Source organism: Nitrospira sp., assembly GCA_037045225.1.
Taxonomy (GTDB): Bacteria; Nitrospirota; Nitrospiria; order Nitrospirales; family Nitrospiraceae; genus Nitrospira_A.
Map to the genome: position 1 here is coordinate 2458968 of JBAOHZ010000009.1, position 17635 is coordinate 2476602.

Below are 17635 nucleotides of genomic sequence, written 5' to 3' on the forward strand. Positions count from 1 at the left end.
GAGTGCTTGCTCGATCCGTCGTGAGTGAAGGGGGAGTGCCTGTTCCCTGTTACGCTCCGTGGCACTTCTTGAATTTTTTTCCGCTCCCGCAGGGGCAGGGATCGTTGCGACCGGTTTTGTCCGCCTGGCTCTGGACCGTTTGCGAGGCTGGTTCGTCGCTGCGATTGAGCACCATGCGAGGCGGAGGGGTCGGCTCGGGTGCGGGAGGGGGCGGTTGCTCGCCCCGCACGGCCTGGACGCGAAACATCCGTTCCAGCACATCCGACTTGATCCGGTCCATCATGGAGGAGAACATGTCGAACCCTTCGCGCTTGTACTCGATCAGCGGGTCCTTTTGCCCATATCCGCGCAGGCCGATGCCGTCCCGCAAATGGTCCATGCCCAGCAAGTGATCTTTCCAGTGGTGGTCGATCACCTGGAGCAGCAGCATCTTTTCCAGATACCGCATCAGCTCGGAGCCGAGTTCCTGTTCCTTGTGATCGTAGGCCCGCCGGACCTGGTTCTGAATGTCCTCGATCAGCGCATCCCGCCCGACGTCTTTGAAATGGTCTGCGACGCTGCCGTGACCCTGAGTGACGTCCAGAGCGAACTGGCCCTGCAGCGCTTCGCTAAGGCCGTTGAAATCCCATTCCTCCTGGTACTGATCGGCCGGGCAGTAGGTCTCCACGAAGGCGTTCACGATGTCCCGCATCATGTCGTGAATATCCTGCTGGATGTGCTCGCCGGCCAGCACGGCGTGGCGGTGCTGGTAGATCACTTCCCGCTGCTTGTTCATCACGTCGTCGTATTCAAGGAGCTGTTTGCGGATTTCGAAGTTGTGCGCCTCGACTTTTTTCTGAGCGTTGGCGATGGCTCTGGTGACCATCCCGTGTTCGATCGGCACGCCTTCTTCCATGCCCAGCTTGAGCATCAACTGGGACACGCGCTCGGAGGCGAAAATGCGCATCAGGTCATCTTCGAGCGACAGGTAGAAGCGGGAGGAGCCGGGATCGCCCTGACGGCCGGCGCGGCCACGGAGCTGGTTGTCGATACGGCGGCTTTCGTGCCGCTCGGTGCCGAGGATATGGAGCCCTCCGGCGGCAACCACTTCCTGCTTGTCCTTTTCGCAATCGGCCTTAATCTGGTCGAAAATTTCCTGTTTCCGTGCGTCCGTGAGGTTTTCGTCCTGGTACAGGATCCGTTTGAACAGGAAGTCGGCGTTGCCTCCCAGGAGAATGTCGGTGCCGCGGCCCGCCATGTTGGTGGCGATGGTCACGGCTCCCTTGCGTCCCGCTTGCGCGATGATCTCCGCTTCTTTCTCATGGAACTTGGCATTCAAGACATTGTGCTTCACGCCGCTTCGGCTCAGGTAGCCGGACAGCCGCTCGGATTTTTCAATGGAGACGGTGCCGACCAGGACCGGCTGCCCACGTTCGTTGCAGTCCTTAATTTCCTCGACGATCGCCGTGAACTTTTCTTTTTCCGTCCGGAAGACGACGTCGGCGTAATCCTTGCGGACCATCGACCGGTTGGTCGGCACAACGTTGACGTCCAGATTGTAGATCTTGGCGAACTCTCCCGCTTCCGTGTCGGCCGTACCGGTCATGCCGGCCAGTTTCTTGTACATACGGAAGTAGTTCTGGAAGGTGACGGAGGCCAGAGTCTGGTTCTCGTTGGCGATCTTGACGCCTTCTTTGGCTTCCACGGCCTGGTGCAACCCGTCGCTCCATCGGCGGCCCGGCATCAATCGGCCGGTAAACTCATCGACGATGATGACTTCGCCGTCCTTGACCACATAATCGACATCGCGCTTGTAGAGTGAATAGGCCTGGAGCGCCTTGACGACGTGGTGGACCAAATCCATGTGCTGCAGGTCGTACAGGTTGTCCACGCCCAATAGTTTCTCTACACGGACGTTGCCCTCTTCCGTGAGCGAGGCGGTCTTGGTCTTTTCTTCGATCGTATAGTCGTGCTCCGCCTTGAGCTGCGGGATGATCGAATTGATGCGGTAGTACAGATCGGTCGTTTGATCGGTGGGACCGGAGATGATCAATGGCGTGCGCGCTTCGTCGATCAGAATGCTGTCGACTTCGTCCACGATGGCGAAGTTCAGCGGGCGTTGGACGCATTGGCTCAGGTCGCTGACGATCAGGTTGTCGCGCAGGTAATCGAACCCGTATTCGTTGTTGGTGCCGTAGGTGATCTCGGCGCGGTAGGCCTCATGTCTGGTGCAGGGCCGCAAATGTTGCAGGCGCTTGTCCGACGCTTCATAGGTCGGGTCATAGAGAAAGGACGCATCGTGCTGGATGATGCCGACGGAGAGGCCGAGCGCGTGATAGAGCTGCGCCATCCATTGGGCATCGCGTTTGGCCAGGTAGTCGTTGACGGTGACCAGGTGGGCGCCTTTGCCTTCCAGGGCATTTAAATAGAGCGGAAGGGTGGCGACCAACGTCTTCCCCTCACCGGTCTTCATTTCGGCGATCCGGCCTTTATTCAGAATCATGCCGCCGATGAGCTGCACGTCGAAATGCCGCATGTTCAAGCGGCGGCGAGACATTTCGCGGCAGACGGCGAACGCTTCGGGGAGAATATCCTCCAGCGTTTCTCCGGCTTCGAGACGTTTCTTGAATTCTTGCGTCTTCTCGGCCAGCGCCTGGTCGGACAAGGGCGTGAGGCTCGATTCGAGTCCGTTGATCCGCTCGACGATCGGGCGCAAGGCTTTGATCTCGCGGTCGTTTTTGCTTCCGAAGATGATGTTCAGGACTTGGGTCAGCATGCAGGCGTACCTTCATTCTCACGAGCCTTCTCACGGACGAAACTCACCCGCTGAGCATCGGCTCGGTCGCGGAGTATACAGGAATCACTAAACGAATCCTACCGAAACAGCGGTAATGGTCTCAACTACTTCTCAATGAATGGAGCCAACGGACCTCCTATCGTTGCTTTCGGATGCGCTGCAATCTATAGTGAGGCTCACTGCTTCGCCGTCTCTACAGGCGAAGGTCACCCACGGATTCCACTGCGGATTTCGATGCGGCAAGGGGCCATCTTCTCTCTCCGACTGGTCACGAGCGTTTCGCTCTTTTGCGTCGTTGTTTTCGTTGGAGTCGCGGAAGTATCGGCCGCTTCATCGGTGTCGTCCGACTCAGCCCGGCGCAGTTATGAGCGGGGCGTCACGTTGTTTCGCGAGGGCAATGCCGACGGCGCGATCGAGGCACTGAAGAAGGCCTTGGCGCAAAATCCCAAGTTGGCCGAAGCCTACCATGTGTTGGGACTCGTCTATTTCCAGAATAAGCGCAATCCCGATGAGGCGATCCAGGCCTATAAGCAGTCGCTGAAGTTGAGCCCGGCGTCCGCAGAGATCCTCAACGATCTCGCCGATGTGTATCTTGCGCAAGGGCGCGGCAGTGACGCGGAAGCGGTGCTGCGGCAGGCGTTAGACATCGCACCTGGCAACGAAGAGGCCCATCTGGATCTGGCGCGCCTCTATGAAGAGCGACATGATCGGGCAAATGCCTTGAAGATGTACCAGTCTCTTCTGCGGGTGCGTCCCGACCACGCCGACGCCTTGTACCACCTGGCAAGTCTCTACGACAGTCAGGGCGATCTGAAGCTGGCCCGCGAATATTTGTCCCGTCTTACGCAGACGAATCCCCAGCATGCCAACGCCTGGTATCTCCTTGGGCGTCTGGCCGAACGCGGCAATGACCTGAACGCCGCCGCTGCCGCGTTCAAAGAAGCCATTGAGGTGAAGGCCGATCTGGTCGATGCCCATTACAACCTGGGTTTCGTCTATCGAAGTCAGGGATTGCTGGCCGAGGCGGAGCGGGAGTTTCTGGAAGTGATCCGGTACCGCCCGGAATATGCGGAAGCGCATTTGAATCTGGGGATGGTGTACACCAGCTTGAATCGGCTGGAAGAGGCCGAGAAAGAACACGAACGGGCCGTGGCCCTCAAGCCCCAGTCGGCAGAGGCGCACTATAACCTCGGGGTCTTTTACGAGCTCCATCGGAAGGACATGGGGCGGGCGCTGGCGCAATACCGGCGTTACCGGGATCTTGGCGGTCGGGACGAGAGGGTCGAGCGCATCGTCGGCATGGGCGGACCATAGTTCGCCTGCGGCCCCACCCTGCTCACGACAAGTGCGGATGTGTTCCCGAGACGGTCTTCGTCGCTCGTGAAGTGCGACGTGTATGCGGGTGATTCCACAGGGCAGGGAGGGCGAAAGTTGCGTTGACGCTCTGTCGGTCAGTTTGTTAGCATGCCCTCCATAACTCTCGATCTTTTGTCTATGCCAAGTCTCCGGTTTAGAAGCATCGTCTGGATGGTCGCCTGCGCTGTCATCGTCCTCTTGGCCGTGACGACCGGGAATGCCGTCGCGCATGAACTCCAACATGCGGCGCATCACGATGCCGGCATGCATGGATCCGGCATTTGTGCTTGGATGTGCGCGACAGCCGGGGTGCATGTGGCGACCCCCGTACATTCGGCGCATCTGTTCGCGTCTACCGGTGAAGTCTCGTTCCGTTTTGAGGCTGTGCGCTTGCCTCAGTTGCTTGCCCCAAGCCGTCCCCGCGCTCCACCCCTGTTCGCCTAACTTCAGCCTACTACGTTGTGCCTGTCTTGCTCCGCGACCAGATGTCGCAGAGCCTGAATAAACAGTTCGGCGAGGTTTCTCGCATGCTGTGGGTGCATTCCTTCTTTCAGATCGTCGGGATACAAGGACACTGTGATGGTCCCTGTGCGTGATATCGGCGTTGCCGTGTGTGGTGCTGCGGCCCTGCTGGCCCTCGTCGGCTTCAGCAGCGGAGCCTCTGCCCAGAATGACTCCGAGTCGGTCACGATGCACGGCGCGCCGCTCACACTCGTCCAATCTGCAGCAGCGTTTTCTCCTCCCACACTTCGGTTTCAGCGTGAGGGAGGTCTGCACGCGGCCTGGATTGAGACCAGCGGCGAGATCTACGTCGAGTGGCTGGACGGACGAAACACAGATCGACGCGGGGCCGGTTCGGTGAGCTTCGGAACGCCGCGAGAATGAAGCTGGCGGACTTTTTCAGCATTCTGCAGGAGCAAGGGGAGGAGTCATGAAGACGCAGGTGAAGCAGCGGGTGAGTCGGATGGGGCTGTATGGCTTGGTGGGATTGTCGCTTCTGCTTTGGGCGCCGGGCCTGTCCGCCGCCGACGCGAAGGCTGAGAAAACGTTCACGATTGCCGTGACCGACCAGCAGGGGGTCGAGACCGAGTTGAAGAACGGGATCTTCTATTGGGAAGAAAAAATGAGCGAGACCTCGTTCGTCCCGCATGAGTTGCGGCATCTGCCGTCCAAGCGCGGCACGGCGACGGTGAATATCAAGTTCGACCAGATCAAGCAGATCGATCTCAAGCCCGGTGCCGACAAGGCTGCGCCGGCCATGACCGTGACCTTGACGAACGGCAAGAACGGGGAGTTTACGCCGGCTGTCAGCGGCAGCTTCAAAGGTGAATCTGATTTCGGCCAGGTCGAGGTGCCGATCGGGTCGGTGTCCAAGGTAATCTTCAAATAAGGGCGGAACGAATCGTTTCGAAAGGGAGTGTCCCATGGAGAATGTGCTCGTGGCGCAATCGTGGCAACCCAAGCGATCGATGACAGGGTGGGGAGCGTCGCTCCTGCTGCACGCCTGTCTCGCGCTCGCTGCATTCGGATTGATGCCGAAGGTGGCCATGGTGGTGGAGAAAGAGCCGTTCAAATGGGACGTGGCACTGGTGGAGGCACCGCGTGAAGTGGTGCGCCAAGAAGAACCGGCTCCGGTACCGCAGGTGCAGCCTCCCGTTCCCACGCCGGTGAAGCCGCGCCCTGAGCCGGTACGTGCCGTGCCACCGCCGCCTCAGCCGGTGCAGCGCCAGGTCGAAACCCGGGTGGTGCCGCAGGCGATCCAACGCGAAGTGCAGCCGGTCGTCGAAACGGTTCGTCCTCAGGAGCAGATGCAGCCGACCAGGGAAGTGGTACAGGTGCAAGCCAAGCCCATCGAGCCGCAAGAGATTCAAAAGACGGAACCACTGATGCAGGCTGCCATGCCTGCCGAAGTGGTGCGTGAAACCGCTCCGGCCGTCGAACAGACGGTGGTGGAGGCGGCGCCTGCGACCGCTCAGACCTATCAGGCCCAGGCGGTGGTCAGCGAGCCGACGGTGTTGGAAACGAGGCCTGAACCGGTTGTGACGGCGAGCACGCAACTTGTACAGGCTGCTTCGGCGGCAGAAGCGATCCAGGCTGCTCCGGCTCCTGCCGATCCTGCCCCCGCGCCTGTTGCGGAAGCGGTTGCTGCTGCGGCCAGTGAGCCGGCCGCCGCCCCTCCGGCTCCAGTTTCCGCCGCGCAGCCGGATCCGGCCACGTTGCAAGAGCATCAGGTCGTGGCGCGCGTGGCGACGCCGAGGCCCGCTACCAAAGCCGATTATGGCTGGTTGGCCGAGTCGCTGCATCGCCGCATCATTGAGTTGCGGCATTATCCCAGCACCGCGCGCTTGAATGGTTGGGAAGGCAAAGTCGTCTTGAAGGTTTCCATCCGCCAGGACGGGCAGCTGAAAGATGTCGAGGTGGTGAAAAGTTCCGGACACGAGTCGTTGGATCAAGCGGCGATGGAAGCCGTGCGGCGCGCCTGTCCGCTGCACATGAAGCATGAGTTAACCGCGCCGATGGTCGTGCTGCATTTGCCGGTCAGTTACAGCTTGAATCGCTAGGCGGCGGTGGCTCCGCTCTGGCGGGGAACCGGTTGGTTTGGAAGGCCTGTGAAGGATAGGGGTGTCATCATGAATAGTTCGTCGACAGCGAGCGTGCCTACAAGCGTGGTTCTTGCGCTGGTGCTGGTGGCCGGTCTCGTCGGCTCGGCCTGGGCAATGGGATCGCGTCCTACGGCGGCGGGGATGCCTGCCAGTGAATTCTCGCTGACGGATCTCGACGGCAAGTCGCACAAGCTTGAGCAGTACAGGGGCAAGATCGTGCTCCTGAATTTCTGGGCCACCTGGTGCAAGCCCTGCACGACGGAAATGCCCGCGATGCAGACGGTCTACGATCAGCTGCGGGAGAAGGGCTTTGTGGTGTTGGCTGTGAATGAATTGGAAGATGAAGCCAAGGTTCGTGAGCACATCGCAGCCTATAAACACACCTTTCCTGTGCTACTCGATCACGAAAACAAAGTGGCCAATCAGTACGGTGTCTTCGGATTGCCGGTCAGTGTCTTCATCGATCAGAACGGTGTGGTGCAGGAATACATCAAGGGCGGGTTGCTGACGGAAGCCAGAATTCACGACATCGTCGCTCGAATTCAGGCCGCGACGCCCGCCAAGGCCGTGGCCCTTCGGTAAGGTGGTATGACCAGGACGCAGCACATCGTGGTGAGTGTTCTGTTGGCCTGCTCGTTGCTGGCACTCCAGGGCCTTGTCTACCCCCACGCGTTGGAACATGTCGCACACCATGCCCATCATGGGGCCGGCGTGCATAGCACGGTGCTGTGCTCCTGGATGTGTGCGGCCGGGCAAGACCTCGAGACCGTTACAGGATTGTTTCACGTCAACGGCCCGTTGAGCGGTCTCGTCGATCACGACGTGGCGGATTCATTGCAGGTCGAACGTCCTGCTCCGCGCACATCACGGGGCCCTCCCGTCTCCTCTCTTTCCTGAATCGTTCTATCGGCTCATCGTCTTTATTCATTGCGAGCGGAGTCTGCGTCGGAGGCCCTGATTGGCCTGTGCGCAGGGTGCCGTGGCGTTATCCGTGTTTGGAGAAAGGATCGTGCAGATGTGGGATCTGGGTAGAAGGCTCCTTATGCCCCTGTTCGGCGCCGTGGGGATATTCAGTGCGAGCTTGGGCTCGTTGCCGGCGGCCCATGCGGCTTGCGGCGCCGTGACCTGTTTCGTGGTGATCGGATCGCAGCAGCAGGTGCCCCAAGCCGGCCTGCTGACCTTTAATTCGATGTACAACTATACCCCCATGCGATTGTTGGACGGGACGTCGGGGGTCATTCCTGCCATCAACCAAGAGCAGCGCCGACTGATTTTAGATCACCATCAAGAAACCCGCACGATCACTCAGACGATGACCTTTGATTTGAACTACGGCATTACGGACCGATTCGCGGTGGAGGTGACCATTCCCTATCTCTGGCGGACGCATCGTCATATGGACGCTTTGGGAGAGGGTGGGGAGAACGGAAACGGTGAGTCGGTACACTTCGGGGACAATAATATCGGCGACATGATTCTGACTGCGAAATACAACGTTCTGCCGACTCTGCGAAGCATGCTCATCGCAGGCTTTGGGGTTCAGCTTCCGACCGGGAGTACGCACACGAAGGATAGCCAAGGGGCGCTCATGGAGTCGCCGACTCAATTGGGGCGCGGCAACGTCGGGTTGATCGGATCACTGTATCAGACGTACGAACTGATTCCTCACCGGCTGAATCAATTTTCCTATGCCAGTTATCGTCATACATTTCGGAACAACGACGGCTATCAATTCGGGGATGAATATAATGTGAATCTCGGTGCCAATCTGATCACGTTGCCGTGGTTGGTGCTGTCGGGACAGGTCAGCTGGCGATACCTGACACATGACAATATCAGCGCCTCTCTCGAGCAATCTGCTCCGATGGGTAATGGCGGCGGGGTTGACCCGACGGTCGTCGATGCGCTCATTGCGAACCGTCGAGTGCCCGGCACCGGGTCGACGTACGTGGCGTTCTCGCCGGGGTTTCAGGTCAGCTTGGACGGGTTGATCGATTCCCCACTCACGAAAATGACGTCCCTGTATTTTTATACGCAGATTCCCATTGCCCGGGATTCCAATAACAATTTGGCACAGGGGACCAGTTTCATTTTCGGCTTGACCAAATCTTTTCAAATGGTGAAGTCCTGAGCCGAGCGGAAACTGTGCTCCTAGCGGGTGCGCTCGAAACCGAAGCGAACAAGGCAGGCGGCTATGTATTTCATATCGTGGGCTAGACAGGGGCTCTGGTTATTCGTTGCCACGACCGGTTGGTGGTGTGCGACGACGGGTGTAGCGGCCTGGGCTGAGCCGCTCAGTGAGCTTCATCGGGGCGCGAAGCAGATCACCGAACATAAAGTGAAGAGTCTGGTGGGGCCATCCGTGCAAGTGGATGAGCAGGGCCTGGTGTCCTTGGCCTGGATGGAAGAGGAGAAAGACGTGCGGTCGGTTCTTTACGCTCGCAGTCTGGAGCCGGACGGGCCGATGGGGGCGCCGGTGCGAATCAACCGTCCAGAAGACGTGCCCTACTGGCGACAGGAAGCGCCGGCTCTGGTCGTGCAGGGGGAGGACGTGTTCGTCACCTGGGGACTGGCCCATCCGAAAGCCACCCCGCAACAGCCGTTTGCCACGGAGCTTCGGTTAAGCCGTTCGACCGATAGCGGCAAGACGTTTCAGTCCTCCGTGTTGGTGAACGATGATCCGGGAGTGATTCAGCATACCTTCGATGCGTTGCATCGGGATGCGGATGGCCGGTTGCACCTCTCGTGGATCGACGGGCGCGAAGGAAAGAAAGACCCCGGCACCTATGTGGCGCGTTCGTTGGATCAAGGTGTCACGATCACGAAGAATCTCAAAGTGGACGAGGGGACCTGTGTCTGCTGCCGCACGGCGGTGACGAGCGGCCCCGAGGGCATGGTCTACGTGGCCTGGCGAAAGATTTTCGACGGCAATGTGCGGGAAACGGTTGTGGCCCGTTCGACGGACCATGGGGAGACCTTCGAAGCGCCGGTCATTGTCGGGCACGATCAATGGGTGTTCCCGGCCTGTCCGCATCGTCCGGCCTCGATGGGGGTCGATCGGCAGGGACGTCTCTACGTCGTCTGGTATACCGAAGGAACAGATGAAATTCCCGCGGTGTATCTCGCGTATTCGGACGATCGAGGGAAGAGCTTTTCCGAAAAGCAAAAATTGAACGTCTCGAAAAATACGTTTCCCGACCATCCCCAGATCGCGGTCGATCCGGAAGGACGGATCGTGGTGGTGTGGGAGGAGCAGGCGCCGGTCAAACGGGATGTGGTGATGAGCGTTTCGATGGATCGTGGCGCAACGTTTACGGCGCCGCAAAAAGTGAATGAGAAGAAGAGTCAGACGCCGGTCGTGGCGGTGAATAGTCAGGGCCTGTTTGTCCTGGCCTGGATGGAACATGGGATGCCGGGGCATAAGATTGTGACGCAGACGTTGCGGATGCCCTCGGTGAAGGTGGCGGCTGAACCGGTACGATAGGCGACGAGCTTGTGGGTGGAGCAAGGATGGTGAGGGGATTGTTCAGGGGCTTGATCGCGGCCGTTGTGTTGGGCGCAACGGCGAGTCCCGCATGGGCCGATGATCTCTTCACTACGTTGAAAGTCTCGCGGGTTGCACCGGGAACCGTGGCTGCGCCCTTCGATCTGCAATCGCTGGATGGCCGGTCGGTCCAACTCGCGGACTTGAAGGGGAAATCCGTCGTGGTGAATTTCTGGGCCACCTGGTGCGGGCCCTGCAAAGAAGAAATGCCGGCGTTGGAACGGCTGCGGCAACAACTGGATCCAGAACGGTTTGTGGTGCTCACCGTCACCACCGACCTGCAGCGAGACGGCATCAAACAGTTCCTGGCGAACCTCAACGTGCAACTCCCCGTGTTGTTCGACGAACATCAGGACGTCTCGCAGGCCTATCTGGTGCGGGCCTTGCCGACCACGGTGTTCATCGACCGGCAGGGAGCCTTGGTCGGTCGCGCCGTCGGGCCTCGTGAATGGGATGCGCCGAAGGCGGTGCATGCCTTGCAGGGGTTGATGCCATGAGTTGTCTGAAGAAGCCCTTCGCCGGGCTGGCGGCGGTGCTTGCGGGGATCTATCTGGTCCTGGCCGCCTTGTCCATGGCCTGCGCCTTCGAGCATGCCGACCCGATGCCGGCCGACCATCATCATGGCGGCACAGTCTCTCACTCCAGTTTCTGTAATTGGGCCTGTCAGGCGAATCCCACGTCGGATACTGGGCCCTCCGCTCTTGTGCTGCAGCCGTTTCTCATGGTCGCCCTCTTCGTGGGCAACGACCACACCGTCATCGCCGCCCGGGCGAATGTCCACGCGGCCTCTCGTGCGCCACCCATTCAGTCGTAAATCCTTTTTATATCGCTAGGTGTTCTAGCAGCTGTTCTCGTCCGTTCAGACAGGGGCGGGAAGGGTCTATCTCTGCTGTCGTGCGCACAGTTGTGCCAGGAGGACGTGTATGTGGGCCCGTCGGTATTCATCTCAAATTCAATTCATGCTGCTGTCTACATTCGTGCTGGCAGTGCCGTTTGCCCCCCACCAGACGTTCGCGCAAGAGACGGGTGTTGGAACGGTGGTTGAGAAGAGCGCGCGGGAACGTGACTTGCGCGAGCAGTTGCAGAACATCCTTCATGAACTGGAGGAGCTCCAACAGCAACCGGCCAGTGGTGCGGTGGTCGCGCCGGTTCAACCGGCTCAGCCGGCGGTGGCGGAGGAATCGTCCGATCCGGCCTCAGCGGAGGCGATTCCGCAATATGAGTTATCCGATGTGAGCATCGTGAGTAACCGTGTGCAGCGACGGCCTGAGGGTCTCTCCGTCTCGTCGACCGAACAGTCGGAGACGGAATCTCAGCCGACCAGAACCATGAAGGAATCGATGGAATCTCTGCCGGGCGTGGTCTTGCGGCAGGCGAACGGTCCGCGTGATTTCAGCATGATGATCCGCGGCCAGGGCGCTAAAACAACCTTTGCCGTTCGCGATATCAAGATGTACGAGGACGGATTCATCCAGACGCAGTCCGACGGCCTGTCTCGGCTGGACATTCACGATCCCTGGTTCATGCGGAGCGTGGAGGTCATACGAGGCGCGTCCTCGTCGCTCTACGACAACTACGCCCTCGGCGGCATGGTGCATTTCCGGACCAGGCGTGGCAGCGACATCAATGGCGTGGAGACGTTCCTGAGCGGAGGATCGTTCGGCTACCACAAGGAAGGGATCGCGGTCGGACAAGAATACGAGAATCTCGACGCCTCGCTGTTCGTCAGCAACGTGGGGGAAGACGGATTCATCAGGAACAGCAACTACAGCACCCAAACCATCAATCTGAATTTGCGGTTCAAGATCGACGACAAACAGAATTTCTACTTCAAGGCCATCACGAATTGGCTCGATGCGCGAGTGCCGACCCGTTTGACTCAGTCCCAGTTCAATGCCGATCGCCGGCAGGCCGGTGGCACCAACGTCGTCTGCAATGCCAACACCTGTAGTGACGCGGAGCGGTTGGCCCAACGGCGGCTGGACCGGCGGACCATTATCGGCGGCATCTACGAGCGCCAGATCAACGCCAATACGGTCCTGACGATTGAGGCGGACTACGACGTCAAAGATATCAATCAGACCTTTTCACAAATCAGCGACAACGTGAATCCGAACTATAAGCACTATGCCGATCTGCGACACGACGGACGGCTGTTCGATATGCCCTTGCGGAGTTACGTCGGGTTTTTCTTGAGCAACATGGAGCAGGAAGCGGCGACCTTCCAGAACCTCGCCGACGGATTCGGGACCCGCGGGGCGCTCATTCAAAATTCACGCGGAACGATCAGGAATGTCGGCGCGCGATTCCGGGAGGAATTAGAAGTGATTCCAAAGGTCACTCTCGCGGCAGGATTGGGATTTGAACAGTCCCAATTGAGCGTCCAGTCGATCGGGTATACCGGCGGCGCCGTGAGCAGCAGGGCAGGCGCCAGTCGCAGCTACACCAATTGGGCGCCGGAAATGTCCGTCACGTGGAAGCCGACAGAGACGCAGCGACATTGGGCTCGAGCGTCGACCGGATATGGAATCCCAGGTTTCGGCAATCTGCTCAGAGATCCTGTGACGGGCGCTCCCGGTACCAACTTCGATCTGAAGCCGCAGAAGAATCTCAACTTCGAAATCGGGACGGAGTCCAAACTGACGAAGACTCTGACCGTGCAGCTTGTGGGATTCTGGACCTTCTTCAAGGACGAGATCATTACGCAAGCCGTGTCGGGTACCAACACGGCATCGGTGAATGCCGATTCGTCTCAATACAAGGGTATCGAGGCGTTCTACGATTGGCGACCGATGGATGGACTGCGACTCTCCGGCGCCTACACACACATCGAAGCGAAGTATATCAATTTTGCCGATCGGCTCAATACCGCGGCCGGCTTCCTGACGCGGGATGGCAACAAGGTTCCCAATGTGCCGACCGATGTGCTGAATACCAAGGTGGCATACGATCATGCGGAGACCGGATGGGGAGGCTGGGTCGAAGGCAGCTACTACAACAGCTACTTCTTGAACAACAGCAACACGTTCGGCATCCCCTCTTATGTGATCGCGAATGTGAACATACACAAGAATTTCGACCTCAAGAATTCCTGGTTCCGGTTCGCGAAATTCTATATCGAGCTCGACAACATCGCGGATAAGAAATACGCCGCATCCGGCCAGGTGATCGGTGGCGAAACTGCCGGAGCCGCCGCGGGGCAACAGGCGTTTTTCGCCGGCTACGGTCGGGCGATCTACGGTGGGGTCACGTTCGGACTATTCTAACTCTGTGCGCGAGCGGTGCCCTGGTGTGGGACCGTTCGCACCCTTAACAAGGAGCTTGCCATGAATAAGCAACTCTTGCGAGTCGGTGAAGCGGCGGATGTGTTGGCGGTGAGTCGCTGGACTATTTATCGATGGGTAGAAGAAGGGCGATTGGAAGGCACCAAGATCGGGCGGGGCAGCCTCAGGGTGTTCCGTACGTCGCTGGACCGGCTGGTGGAAAACAACAAGACACAGGAAATGAATCTGACCGTCTGATGCGTGTAGAGCACAGACAGCGATCGGGCGGTGAAAAACGGAGCACGGTCTTGTGTGTGCGAGTGAGAGGACCTATGAGTCGCATCCTGCTGTTTCTGGTTGTTTTCCTGGCCGGCTGTGCGGGCGGGATGGGCCTGTCCTCATCGTCGAAGGCGTCGCACCAGACCATGCCGTCCGAGAGCGATTCCTACGCGTTCCTCAACGGTCGATGGTTCGACGGGCAGGGGTTCCAGGCAGCCACCTGGTATTCAGTGCAGGGGCGTTTGACGCGCACCCCGCCGCAGGGGCGAGTCGAGACGGTGGACTTGTCAGGCCTGTTCGTCGTGCCGCCGTTCGGGGAAGCGCACAATCATAACGTGGAAGGTCCGTGGAATGTTCAGGCGGTGGCAGAGCGGTATCTCAAGGACGGCGTGTTCTACGTGAAGAATCCCAACAACGTCCGGGACTTTGCATTGCAGATTCGAAGCGCCGTCAATCAACCGGCGAGCATCGATGCGACCTTCGCCCATGCCGGACTGACGGGCCGTGGGGGGCATCCCATCGCGCTCTACGAGGATGTCTTGCGCGGCAGTCGGTATGAGCCGGTGATCGGGCCAATCGAGCGGGGATGGTTTGAGAATCGGTCGTACATCGTGCTCGACACCGAGGCTGATTTGGACACGAAATGGCCGTTGATCACGAGTGGCCGGCCTGATTTCCTGAAAGTCTATCTCGTGCATTCCGAAGACGATGATGCGGCCGGAACGTCCGGACAGTCCTCGCAACGAAGCGGTCTCCATCCGCGACTCGTGTCACCGATTGTCGCGAAGGCCCATGCCGCGGGGCTGCAGGTGACGGCCCATGTCGAAACGGCGGCGGATTTTCGCCTGGCGATTCGTGCGGGCGTCGATGAGATCGCCCATGTGCCGGGATGGCTGGTGACCAGTGCCGCCGATGGGGCGTCCGCCAGACTCACGGAAGCGGATGCGCGGTTGGCCTTGGAACGTCACGTGCGAGTCGTGACCACCGTTGTGGCGGGAAGCGCCATGCCCTCCGTTCGGGGACATCACCCGCACGGGCACCACGAAGGGCATGCAAGCGGGCCGAGCGATCACCAGCCGGCGGCGCCCGTTGATTCATGGTCACAGGTTCTCAAGGACAACATTGCGTTGCTCCATCGCGAGGGAGTGCGCGTCGTGATCGGTAGCGACCATGCCGAAACCTCGCTGGCGGAAGTGATGGCGCTGCACCGGCTCCATCTCTTCGACAATCTCACGCTGCTCAAGATGTGGTGTGAAGATACGCCGGCGGCGATTTTCCCCGACCGTCGGATCGGGCGATTTGAGGAAGGGTATGAGGCTAGTTTTGTCGCCTTGGCCGGCAACCCCATCGAAGATTTTTCGCAGGTGGAAGCTATTCGCCGGAGAGTGAAGCAGGGAGTGTTGCTGGACGATCAAACGGTCCAGACCGCTGCCTCGTCAGCAGCGGATCATCGAGGTCAGTCGTACGCGATGCTCCAACCGGTATCGCGTCATTATTCATCGTCATCTCTGGTCTGGGCAGATCGGAAAAGAGGGAATGAAGTGGAGTGATTGTTGGAATTGGGTCAGCCTCAGCTGCCTGGCAGCCTTGGTGTTGGGAGGCCTGCAGCCGAGTACGGTCCTGGCTGCTGAAGGAACGCTGGATCAGGATGCGCCGGTCGTCGTCGTTGATGCGGTCGAGGTGAGCGGAAAGCGAATCGAAAACGTCGAGGATGTGAAGCAGGAACTTGCCCGTCGGCCGGGCAGCAATATCCTGATCGAGGAAAAGCAAATCACCGAGTCACGCGCGCTCAACTTGCAAGATGTGTTGCAGTTCGCCCCCGGCGTGCGGTTTCAATCGCGTTTCGGCGCCGACGAAGGGCAGTTTCAAATTCGCGGGACCTCGTTACGCAACAATTTTCACCATCGAGGGATCAATATCCTCATCAACGGCATTTTCTTCGGCGATGCCGACGGGTTTTCGGATTTTGAATCGATCGACCTCCTGGCCTACGAGCGGATCGAGGTCTACAAGGGCGCGAACGCGCTGCGGTATGGCGCGAACAGCATCGGCGGCGCGATCAATTTCGTGCCCCGCACGGGGTATAGCGCCTCGATGTTACAAATGCGGATGCTCGGCGGCAGTTTCGGCATGGTGAGCGGGCAGGTGTCCAGCGGGAAGGTGCTGCAGCCCTTCAAGGTGGGCAACATGAGCGCCACGATGGATTACTACATCAGCGTGTCCGGTAATCGCCAGGATGGATTCCAGGACAACAGCCAGCAGGCCCGTGAACGAATCAATGCCAACATCGGCTTGCAACTCGGCAACCATCAGGAGATCCGAGCCTATTTCCTCCAGGCCAATGTCGCCGAGCGGATTCCTGGCTCGCTTACCAATCAGCAGCTGTTTTCCAACCGGCAACAGCCGGGCGGGCAAAGCCCTTCCGGCACGCCTCCGTTCTTTGCCTGCAATCTGAACAATCAGGTGTGTAACTATGGGCGGTACTACACGTTGCAGCGTATCGGAATCGCGTACCACAACGAGTTCGCCCCGAACCAATATGTTGAGATCATTCCGTACTTCTCGAACCAGTTCGTGGACCATCCGATCTTTCAGACGATCCGACAGGAGAATAACAACGTCGGCGGCGAGTTCCGCTACGTCAACTCCAACAGCCTGTTCGGCCAGAACAACTCGTTCGTGATGGGCTTTCAACCACGCTATGGTAACCAACGACAGCAGCGGTTCGTGAACATCAACGGCAGTATCGGCGCGATGACGCAAAATTACACGGCGAAGACGACGTATTTCGGGATGTACGCCGAGGATGCGTTCGATGCGACCAAGGATTTCACGATCGTGATCGGCGGCCGGTGGGATTACACGGGCCGTCAGGCGACGGTGGATAATTTCGGGCCGGCCGGGAGTCCCTTCAATCCCAATACGCCATCCACGCCGACCGGCACGAATCGGCCGTTACAGCATTTCGATGCGTTCAGCCCGAAGATCGGGTTCGTCTACCGGACGACCTCGACGTCGCAATTATATTTCAACGCCAGCCGAGCCTATGAGGCACCGCTGAATCTGGAGTTACTCTCTTCGGTGAATGCGAACGGCACGGCGAATAGAGGCTTCTTAAACCTCGATGCTCAACGGGCATGGCAGTTGGAGCTCGGGCACCGGGGCACGTCAGCGGACAAGCGCTACACCTGGGATGTGACCGTCTATAACTTGGAAATGCAGAAAGAAATTCTGGCCTCGATCATTAATAACCAGGGCACGTTCCAAAATGCGAACGGCACGCGGCATACCGGCGTCGAAGCCGGTGGAGGGACGGTCTTAGGGAAAGGTCTGTTCGCGCAAGGCGGCGCCGGTCGAGAGGACAGTCTGCAGACGCGGGTCGCCTATACCTGGTCGCGTTTCAAATTCACCGATGACGTGCGGGCCGGCGGTGGGGTCGGTCCCAATGTGCTGATCGCCAAAGACGGGAATACGGTCGCCGGTGCGCCGGAACATAGTGTGAATGTGGAGGCTCGTTACGACCATCCCTCGGGCTGGTGGATCGCGCCGAATGTCGAGTGGTCGCTGTCCGGCTTTTATACGAATTACGCCAACACGATCAAGAATCCTTCCTATGCCCTTATCAACGTGCGTTCCGGCTGGAACATCGATGAGCACTGGACGCTCTTTGCCGAAGGTCGCAACCTCACCAACAAGACGTATGCCGGTGCGGTGGTGGTGAACGACCAACTCAACCGGTTTGCGAACCCGGGATTTGGGATCAGCGCGTTTGGAGGCGTTGAATACAAGTTTTAACGGCTGCAGAACTGGCGCG

16 protein-coding genes are annotated in these 17635 nt (G+C 59.1%); 15 read left to right on the top strand and 1 reads right to left on the bottom strand.

What is annotated here, in order from left to right; genetic code table 11:
- Nucleotides 1–49: 49 nt before the first annotated feature.
- The gene (secA, locus tag V9G17_12325) at nt 50–2755 is read right to left on the bottom strand and encodes a preprotein translocase subunit SecA (protein ID MEI2753379.1); all 2706 of its coding nucleotides are present in this window, start codon (nt 2753–2755) and stop codon (nt 50–52) included.
- Nucleotides 2756–3112: 357 nt separating this feature from the next.
- Between secA and V9G17_12330 the strand changes: the two genes are divergently transcribed.
- The 15 genes from V9G17_12330 (at nt 3113) to V9G17_12400 (ending at nt 17616) form a co-directional block, all read left to right on the top strand.
- Nucleotides 3113–4090: a tetratricopeptide repeat protein gene (locus tag V9G17_12330; protein MEI2753380.1), complete on the top strand. Its 978-nt coding sequence runs from the start codon at nt 3113–3115 to the stop codon at nt 4088–4090.
- 213 nt (nt 4091–4303) lie between these two features.
- Nucleotides 4304–4576 carry a hypothetical protein gene (locus tag V9G17_12335; GenBank protein ID MEI2753381.1) on the top strand — a complete coding sequence of 91 codons (273 nt, stop codon included), beginning with the start codon at nt 4304–4306 and terminating at the stop codon, nt 4574–4576.
- A 135-nt stretch (nt 4577–4711) separates the two neighbouring features.
- Entirely contained in the window at nt 4712–5017 is a 306-nt protein-coding gene (locus V9G17_12340) for a hypothetical protein (GenBank protein MEI2753382.1), read from the top strand.
- A gap of 46 nt (nt 5018–5063) precedes the next feature.
- Nucleotides 5064–5522: a hypothetical protein gene (locus V9G17_12345; protein MEI2753383.1), complete on the top strand. Its 459-nt coding sequence runs from the start codon at nt 5064–5066 to the stop codon at nt 5520–5522.
- Nucleotides 5523–5556: 34 nt separating this feature from the next.
- Entirely contained in the window at nt 5557–6693 is a 1137-nt protein-coding gene (locus V9G17_12350) for a TonB family protein (GenBank protein MEI2753384.1), read from the top strand.
- A 69-nt stretch (nt 6694–6762) separates the two neighbouring features.
- Nucleotides 6763–7317, top strand: a complete 555-nt coding sequence (locus V9G17_12355) for a redoxin domain-containing protein (protein ID MEI2753385.1) — start codon at nt 6763–6765, stop codon at nt 7315–7317.
- A gap of 6 nt (nt 7318–7323) precedes the next feature.
- Nucleotides 7324–7632: a hypothetical protein gene (locus tag V9G17_12360; protein MEI2753386.1), complete on the top strand. Its 309-nt coding sequence runs from the start codon at nt 7324–7326 to the stop codon at nt 7630–7632.
- 118 nt (nt 7633–7750) lie between these two features.
- Nucleotides 7751–8866, top strand: a complete 1116-nt coding sequence (locus V9G17_12365; protein MEI2753387.1) for a hypothetical protein — start codon at nt 7751–7753, stop codon at nt 8864–8866.
- A gap of 63 nt (nt 8867–8929) precedes the next feature.
- Nucleotides 8930–10219, top strand: a complete 1290-nt coding sequence (locus tag V9G17_12370) for a sialidase family protein (GenBank protein MEI2753388.1) — start codon at nt 8930–8932, stop codon at nt 10217–10219.
- Nucleotides 10220–10245: 26 nt separating this feature from the next.
- Nucleotides 10246–10776: a TlpA disulfide reductase family protein gene (locus tag V9G17_12375; GenBank protein MEI2753389.1), complete on the top strand. Its 531-nt coding sequence runs from the start codon at nt 10246–10248 to the stop codon at nt 10774–10776.
- Complete coding sequence (locus tag V9G17_12380) at nt 10773–11093, top strand: hypothetical protein (GenBank protein ID MEI2753390.1); 321 nt, start codon at nt 10773–10775, stop codon at nt 11091–11093. Before V9G17_12375 ends, V9G17_12380 begins: the two co-directional genes overlap by 4 nt.
- A gap of 109 nt (nt 11094–11202) precedes the next feature.
- Nucleotides 11203–13545: a TonB-dependent receptor gene (locus V9G17_12385; protein MEI2753391.1), complete on the top strand. Its 2343-nt coding sequence runs from the start codon at nt 11203–11205 to the stop codon at nt 13543–13545.
- Between the two features lie 60 nt (nt 13546–13605).
- Complete coding sequence (locus V9G17_12390) at nt 13606–13800, top strand: helix-turn-helix domain-containing protein (protein ID MEI2753392.1); 195 nt, start codon at nt 13606–13608, stop codon at nt 13798–13800.
- 74 nt (nt 13801–13874) lie between these two features.
- Complete coding sequence (locus tag V9G17_12395) at nt 13875–15371, top strand: amidohydrolase family protein (protein MEI2753393.1); 1497 nt, start codon at nt 13875–13877, stop codon at nt 15369–15371.
- Nucleotides 15358–17616 carry a TonB-dependent receptor gene (locus tag V9G17_12400; GenBank protein MEI2753394.1) on the top strand — a complete coding sequence of 753 codons (2259 nt, stop codon included), beginning with the start codon at nt 15358–15360 and terminating at the stop codon, nt 17614–17616. The genes V9G17_12395 and V9G17_12400 overlap by 14 nt, the downstream gene beginning before the upstream one ends.
- Nucleotides 17617–17635: the final 19 nt, after the last annotated feature.